The organism is Novipirellula herctigrandis (assembly GCA_007859835.1).
In the GTDB taxonomy this organism is placed as follows: Bacteria; Planctomycetota; Planctomycetia; order Pirellulales; family Pirellulaceae; genus Novipirellula_A; species Novipirellula_A herctigrandis.
On the sequence record SJPJ01000001.1, the window covers coordinates 168 to 4623 of the forward strand.

General features: G+C 54.4%; 6 protein-coding genes. All 6 read left to right on the top strand.

Features of this window, described 5'->3' with window-relative positions; translation table 11 throughout:
* The first annotated feature begins 60 nt into the window (after window positions 1-60).
* The 6 genes from CA13_RS00005 to CA13_RS00030 all read left to right on the top strand — a co-directional run bounded on the left by CA13_RS00005 (window position 61) and on the right by CA13_RS00030 (window position 4301).
* Window positions 61-390: a tetratricopeptide repeat protein gene (locus tag CA13_RS00005; protein WP_146393622.1), complete on the top strand. Its 330-nt coding sequence runs from the start codon at window positions 61-63 to the stop codon at window positions 388-390.
* A gap of 229 nt (window positions 391-619) precedes the next feature.
* The gene (locus CA13_RS00010; RefSeq protein WP_146393624.1) at window positions 620-1273 is read left to right on the top strand and encodes a hypothetical protein; all 654 of its coding nucleotides are present in this window, start codon (window positions 620-622) and stop codon (window positions 1271-1273) included.
* 257 nt (window positions 1274-1530) lie between these two features.
* The gene (locus tag CA13_RS00015) at window positions 1531-1809 is read left to right on the top strand and encodes a hypothetical protein (protein WP_146393626.1); all 279 of its coding nucleotides are present in this window, start codon (window positions 1531-1533) and stop codon (window positions 1807-1809) included.
* 219 nt (window positions 1810-2028) lie between these two features.
* Complete coding sequence (locus CA13_RS00020) at window positions 2029-2436, top strand: hypothetical protein (RefSeq protein ID WP_146393628.1); 408 nt, start codon at window positions 2029-2031, stop codon at window positions 2434-2436.
* A gap of 147 nt (window positions 2437-2583) precedes the next feature.
* Window positions 2584-2919 (top strand): hypothetical protein, encoded by a 336-nt coding sequence (locus CA13_RS00025; RefSeq protein ID WP_146393630.1) that lies wholly within the window; start codon window positions 2584-2586, stop codon window positions 2917-2919.
* Between the two features lie 863 nt (window positions 2920-3782).
* Window positions 3783-4301, top strand: a complete 519-nt coding sequence (locus tag CA13_RS00030) for a hypothetical protein (protein WP_419193730.1) — start codon at window positions 3783-3785, stop codon at window positions 4299-4301.
* Window positions 4302-4456: the final 155 nt, after the last annotated feature.

The following is a 4456-nucleotide window of genomic DNA, read 5'->3' on the forward strand; positions in this document are numbered from 1 at the left end:
TTACCCGACTGAAATCCCTCGCTCAATAAGCGTCTGCTGTCAACTTACCGAGACCACGCTTTGACGACGAAAGTACGTTCGCCGAAATGGATTCTTCGATTGTACGTTTGGTCCATCACTGATTACATTCGCGACAATCCTGATGATGATGTCCGCCGATACCGTTTCGCGCGTTCCCTTGCGGCACTTGGCCGAACCGAATCTGCGAAACGCGAATACGGCAATCTCCTCGAACGCGACTTTCGATCCGCCGATTGCCACTACGAACTCGCGTGCGTTGCGATCAAGGCGGCTGACGATGCGACCGCGATCCAGCACCTACAGAACGCTATCACTTACTCGCCAGACGATGCCGACTGCTTGCGCCTTCTCGCCAAGCTGACCGACTGATGTTTCTGGCGCGACGCACGATCACGAGCTTGCTGTTGGCCGTTGCAAATGGTTTGCGGAGTCGATAGCCTCGACGGTACGCAGACATCAAGATTCTGCACATGGGCGGGCGGGTAACCATGGGTTGGACGCGGAGGCCTCGAAAGCGTCTTTGCAAATGGTTGATCTTTCGCTCGGCCCCGGTCAACCCTGCCGTTACCCGCATAGGTGCTCGCTACTCGCTAACCCGATGAACAAACCCTGCGCCTATTGCGGAATGACTGACACGCCGCGACACAAGGGCCACGTTGTGTCGAAGTGTCTCTACCCGAGTACGACACCCGGCGACATTCAGCGACCAACCGTCCCGGAGTGTGAAAACTGCCAAACGCTGTGGACAGACGCGGAGACGCAGTTTCGCAACATCCTCGTTCTTGCCGGCGAGCAGAATCACGCAACGAAAGAAACTTGGGAGACCATGCAACGGAGCTTCACGAAACCAAGCGGAAAACGCTGGGTGCAGGACATCTTTGAATCGATGACCGAAGTCTCAGCTGACGACGGCGCTCGGTACATGGTTCATCCGCACAAAGATGCACGCGTGAATCTCGTCCTGCGCAAGATCGTTCGTGGACTGAGTGCGTACCACAACCTTCGTGATTGTGTTCCCGACGATCATGTTTGGGTGGGCATACCTCCGGCCAATTTCCCCGACGAATTCATGCGGTACGATTTGGGCGCCGGATTCTTCCAATACGGAATTGCGTTGTTTGAAACGGACCTTGGCATTGACGCGGATTCGGGATGGCTCATGCGATTCTATGGAACGCGTGAGTTTATCGGTGTAGTTGCGAATTCCGCAGAAAAGAAACTTGAGATCGCATCGCATTTTGACGCATCGTAGTAAGATGCGGGTAACCATTCCGTGCACCGGAGCACGGCATAGGACCTTTACAAATTGAGAATCAAATCGCCGTGCCCGGTGACGGTGGTCGTTCGTTGGATAAAGTGAACGTCATCGTTTCCTTTTCATCACGACGCAAGCCAATATCGGTTACCCCTCACCGAATGGGATCGTAACAAATCTCATTCGCACGTTGACGCTAGATGACCGAACGCTCGCTCTTTAACGTGGCCTGTAAACTTCTTGGCCTGTGGCTGATGTTTCGAGCAGTGTCCGCATTTGTTTGGGCTTTTCTCGCTGGACGATATTCCGAACAATTTCTACTAGAGCCGCCTGAAGCGTTCGGATGGTTTTCCGGCGCGGTCGCACTGGCATTTGGGCTATTCCTTTGCTGCCGGTCCGGCTGGCTCACCCAACTGATGTTTCGCATTGACGGCCCTCTCGACTCTGAACGTGACGGATCGCCGCCGAGACGATTGATGCCGTACTCCGACGCCAACGATAGTAGCGACACTTCGATGCCCGACGAACAATAGAACACATCGCAGAATCGTGGCGAATTTGGCACTCGGCAACACGGACGGTACAATTATTGATCGGCTTGGGGCGATGGTCGCTCTAAAATCGCTGCAAAAACACCAACGAACCATGGGATGCACGCGGAGGACTCGGCAGCGCGTTTGCAAGTGGGTGCCGTTCCGCTCGTCCCCGGTGATCCCGGCCGTTCGTCGGCAATTGCTGCATGAGTGCGTTCTATGCGCAAACCTTTCCAATTTCGACTCGCATCACTGCTACTCCTCCTCGCAGTGTCGGCAATCACGTTTGCATGGATTTTCTCCAACGAGGATCTTGAGCGTTCACTTCGACGCGATCTGGAGATTGCCAAATCAGCACAACTCGAAATCGTCAAAGACGGTACTCGCAAATCACCGTTTCAGAGCGATGAACGATATGCGTGGGTACTCGTCAAAACTAAGGCCAAGTACGAACTTATCGGGGCCGTGCGACCCCTCGATGATTCGATGCCCTGGCGAATCCCCGACATGACGATCTCTTGGATTGATGATCAAGTCGGACCTGAGCCATTCTATTTTGTTTTTTCGCAACGTCCTAAGAAGCCGGAAATAGATAGCTGGATACGCTACTCTAACGACTTCTGGTAATTCAAGACGCGGAGAGAACGGCGACGAACCATGGGTTGCAACGGAGGCCGCGAGTTTACGTTATTGAAGTGGTGAGTCGTTCGCGCGGCCCCGCTGAACCCTACCGTTATCCGACTGGAAGCTCAATCCATGCTTGGAGTCCGCTCAATGAATCTTAACCGCAGCAGCGAACGAACCGGAAAGCGTCGTCTGCAGTTTAGCATTCGCACTCTTCTAATCTTGACCACGATCGTCGGACCTGTTCTGGGTTTGTACGGACCAGCAGTCGTTGACAAGTTACTCGAATTGTATGCGGACGAAACTGTGAAGGTCAAAGTTCCATCGCTGCGCCTGCAGAAAGCTCGTGCTGCGTTTGCTCTGCGTCTTCTAGAAAACGAGAAGGCAATACGTGACGCAAAGTCTGGGAAGGACGGTTTTCCGCCCGCTGAGTCATTGAGCTTTCCGGTCCATCGTGAAGATGATACCGAAGAAGAAGTGTATTGATGCTCAGTTGCACAGCCCGAGGTATTCTCAAGCTTAAAGCCGTTCGCACGTCATCAGAGAGTTTCGATTCCATGATTAATTCATACCGGCGGATCTCCATGGGTTGTTACGGAGCGGTGGTGGAACGCTTTTCCGTCTGCTTGCACGTCAATCTCCGTCGCCCGCAAAACCCTGCCGTTGTCCGACTGGGCACTTCTGTAATTCCTAGGATCCCATGAGTGACGACGCACTTGTCTTCGTTTGCGTAACTGCCGGGACAGGCCTCGGCGCGATGGTCGGGTCCGCCTTGCCCGGCGCGAGGCCAGAAACGATCGTTTTCTTTGCCGCCGCAGGAAGCGCAGCGGGTGCTATTGCGGGTTCCGTCACGTCAATGATCCGAACAGCCTCCCGGTGTCCCTCCCGTTCGCGCGAACGCCCCAAGAATGACGTCGCGACGCTAAGGCATCGTCAATCACCGAAGATCATCCCGGTTAGAAAACCGGGCACGGAGCCAGAACTACAGAAACTGACCCCGTTTCGTAAGCGTCTCGCAAAATTTACGCACCAAAACGAATCCGAGGTCATGGACGACAGCGTAGGCCACGATTCCAAGATGCGGTTCTGGTCTCTCGCAAGTATCGTCTCGCTTGTGCCTCCAAAGTCCGCTAGACTAATTCGTCAGTGCCTCCTTTCCATTCGTCGTGCTGCAGGTAGAGATCGGGCGTGACGTCGAACCTCTGAATTGACGAAAACCAGCTTTGCTCACATTGTTCGCGGATAACCAAGTCATGCACCGGAGTACGGGTGGCCCACTTCTCCCTTTGCTTGCACGTCTATCGCCCGTACCTCGGTGATGACCACCGTTATCCGAATGAAGACCGCCAATGCTTACTGATTGGGCGATGCTGCAGCAAACGCAACTCAACGATCTCTCCGGATCTAACATTGAATGCTGGCGTTGCACCGAAATGGCGTTCGAGTCGGCAGACGAAACCAATCCGGTTTGGCGGCACCCATCGGTCAACGCGATTCAATGTGCAATTGTCGATGCGCTTATCGACGGACGTTGGCGTCGTTTTTACACATTGGCGGGCGATGCCCCTGCCGCTGATTGGGGTGTTGTCGTTGGCCATGCTCCGGCTGAACTCGAGCCCGTCGCTGCCGACTCTACAATTTATCGCAACTTCCTACTTTCCTCGCTGCCCTGCGGCGCAATTTCATCGATATATTTAGACACTGACTCGTGCGGAATGGTTGGCCGCATTGAATTGCAAATTGGCAACGATTGTGTTTCGCTCGCTGCGAGCGAGGTGTATGACAACGGGACAGGCGGGTTCCGAATCGCTGACTACGACGAATCGATCCTCGTGCAGCTCAACAACCGTATCCCAGGCTGCGGATAACCAACGCGTGCACGCGGAGGCCCGTTGGTTCGGTTATGCAAATGGATACTCAACTCACGGGCCCCGGTGACGCGGGCCGTTATCCGACTGAAGATGCTCGACAACAATGACCGCAGACGAACTCGCCACGCTTGTCAAATCTACATTCGCGTTGT

What these genes read in the sequence shown, in the direction of transcription:
- CA13_RS00010 (WP_146393624.1), top strand. Translation starts at nt 620, where the DNA reads ATGAACAAACCCTGCGCCTATTGCGGAATGACTGACACGCCGCGACAC.
- CA13_RS00015 (WP_146393626.1), top strand. Translation starts at nt 1,531, where the DNA reads ATGTTTCGAGCAGTGTCCGCATTTGTTTGGGCTTTTCTCGCTGGACGA.
- CA13_RS00020 (WP_146393628.1), top strand. Translation starts at nt 2,029, where the DNA reads ATGCGCAAACCTTTCCAATTTCGACTCGCATCACTGCTACTCCTCCTC.
- CA13_RS00025 (WP_146393630.1), top strand. Translation starts at nt 2,584, where the DNA reads ATGAATCTTAACCGCAGCAGCGAACGAACCGGAAAGCGTCGTCTGCAG.
- CA13_RS00030 (WP_419193730.1), top strand. Translation starts at nt 3,783, where the DNA reads ATGCTTACTGATTGGGCGATGCTGCAGCAAACGCAACTCAACGATCTC.